Source organism: Chamaesiphon sp. OTE_20_metabat_361, from assembly GCF_031364565.1.
This window is the reverse complement of sequence record NZ_JANLWO010000607.1, coordinates 1-2,104: the sequence shown is the minus strand read 5'-3', so window position 1 is coordinate 2,104 and position 2,104 is coordinate 1. Positions and strand designations below refer to the sequence as shown.

Below are 2,104 nucleotides of genomic sequence, written 5' to 3'. Positions count from 1 at the left end.
GTACCTGCCTTGGCAAACAGATTAGCATCGGAATCGATGACTGTTTGTTGTGCCACTTTACCCACTACAAACTGCTTCTGCGCCGATCGATCGACGATCGCATCGGTGAGGCGACTATTGGCTGTTTGTCCGGCTGATTGTAGTTTTTCGCCCGTAACTTGAGCGGTTTCTTGGAGTTTGGTACCTGCGATTTGAGCGGTTTCTTGGATTTTAGTACCTGCGATTTGGGCAGTTTCTTGGATTTTAGTACCTGCGACTTGGGCAGTTTCCTGGATTTTAGAGCCAGCAGTTTGCATTGCCGCTTTCAAGCCACCGACTTGTTCTTCCATGAGTGCAACTGTCTCGACTGGCACAAAGGCAACATCGCGACCGATTTTGAGCGTCTTGGGAGCAGGCACAAACGATCGACCCGAATAAGCATCGGCAAATAACCCGCCAGAGGTTTCATAGCCTTCGATGATGCCAGAAGTTTCATCAAAATAGAAGTCAATTAACTTACCCAAATTGCGACCGTCGGTGGTCATAATCCGAGTGCCATTTAAGATGTTGTTATTATGCAAAATATTGTGCATATCTGCATAATTTTTCGATGGGGCGATCGCCTCGCGATCGGGAATAATAATTGCATCCACGCCAATTGCTTTGACTAAATACAGCGGCAATACTTTAGCACCGCCAAACAAGCCCCCTTCCTTCACTAAGAAGCCTAATAATCTATTGTCATTTTGGTCGAAAATCAGATCGATAACGTTATCGACCTTTTCACCAGAATCGTAGGCAATTACTGGCTTACCAATGATATCTTTTCCCTTGCGCACGACGGATATATTCCTATTAAATGATGAATAAATTAAGTGATTTTTAGCTGTCTAATACGATCGCGGATACTGACTACCCGGCAGTCTCATCGTCGGATTATCTCTACCATATCCAGGGATGAGATCGATCTCACCCGCAGATTCCAGTGCCGAAACAACAGCAGTGGCCACTAGTAATGCCATCAATGTATACAAAGGTGCTTTGGATGTTTTGCCGATTAGTCTAGGCATGAGATTTATTACAATTATCGATACACTTCATGACATCAATCTTATCAAGTTCGGTTGGGGATCGTCATCGCTCGATCGAGATAACAATTAACTAACTAATTGCCCAATTAGGTAGATTATACTTATGCTATGAGCCACCGAGACTCTTACCTAACTTACTCGAACTTATCGATTGCTATTTGGACGCGATCGGTAACTCCTATAAACGACAAAAACTTAGGTACCAGTAGTACCTAAGTCATCAAAATAAAATACCAAGCACTTGTTAAGAGCAACTAGTTAAAGTTACTTATTCATTTCTCTCTTCGCGTTGTCAATGCCATCTTTCACTTTATCGCCAAGTTCTTGAGCTTTTTCAGCGATTTTATCTTTGGCATCTTCAATAGCGTTACCAACTTTGGCAGCACCTTGTTTAGCTTGTCCAGCAACTTCATCTTGGGAGCTACCAGTAACTTTACCCATTGCTTCTTGACCTTTGCCTTCTAAATCTTGGGCTGTTGATTTAGCGCGATCTTCAATACTCATAATCTGTGCCTAGTTGTTTTAACTGTTTTAAATATACGATCGTTCTCTAAAATTTCTCTCTCCTAAAAGTAATAGACTGGCTTAGCTCGATCGGTAGGCACAACTCTTAATTCATCGCTTGGATATCTACCGATCGACAGATACCTAAAAATCGTGCTCCGATAAAAAATCTGACTGCTACTAATAACAGTCAGAAGATAGTATTAATTAAGTTTATTGCTCGAACCAACTAGCTTCTTTAAGTGCCATTTTAGCTTGCTCGATCTGCTGGCTATGAGGCAGATCGCGCTCCAAAGATTTAGCTTCGTCAGCACCTACGACGGTACTAGATGGAACCCCAACTATGTGCTGAGCTTCATCAGCCATCTGCTCTTTCATCGTCGAGCAAGCCTCAGTAAAAGTAGGCGGTTTGCCCGTCTTTTCTGCGCCACAAATCATTTGTTGTGCCTCACTAGCAATTTCATCTTTCATTGCCGCACATGCGTCGGTAATCGTATGCAATCGCCCAGTAGATTGCTGCTGGCGATCGG

4 protein-coding genes are annotated in these 2,104 nt (G+C 43.2%); all 4 read right to left on the bottom strand.

Going from position 1 to position 2,104, the window contains the following annotated elements; all coding sequences use genetic code 11:
• Nucleotides 1-818, bottom strand: an 818-nt coding sequence (locus RMO35_RS17445) for a PRC-barrel domain-containing protein (RefSeq protein ID WP_309742596.1), incomplete at its 3' end; no start/stop codon positions are given.
• A 51-nt stretch (nt 819-869) separates the two neighbouring features.
• Complete coding sequence (locus tag RMO35_RS17440) at nt 870-1,049, bottom strand: hypothetical protein (protein WP_309742594.1); 180 nt, start codon at nt 1,047-1,049, stop codon at nt 870-872.
• A 285-nt stretch (nt 1,050-1,334) separates the two neighbouring features.
• Nucleotides 1,335-1,574, bottom strand: a complete 240-nt coding sequence (locus tag RMO35_RS17435) for a CsbD family protein (RefSeq protein ID WP_309742592.1) — start codon at nt 1,572-1,574, stop codon at nt 1,335-1,337.
• A 213-nt stretch (nt 1,575-1,787) separates the two neighbouring features.
• Nucleotides 1,788-2,104, bottom strand: a 317-nt coding sequence (locus tag RMO35_RS17430) for a hypothetical protein (protein WP_309742590.1), incomplete at its 5' end; no start/stop codon positions are given.

Bases quoted from the DNA above. Each gene is read 5' to 3' on its own strand.
- RMO35_RS17435 (WP_309742592.1), bottom strand. From the start codon at position 1,574: ATGAGTATTGAAGATCGCGCTAAATCAACAGCCCAAGATTTAGAAGGC.
- RMO35_RS17440 (WP_309742594.1), bottom strand. From the start codon at position 1,049: ATGCCTAGACTAATCGGCAAAACATCCAAAGCACCTTTGTATACATTG.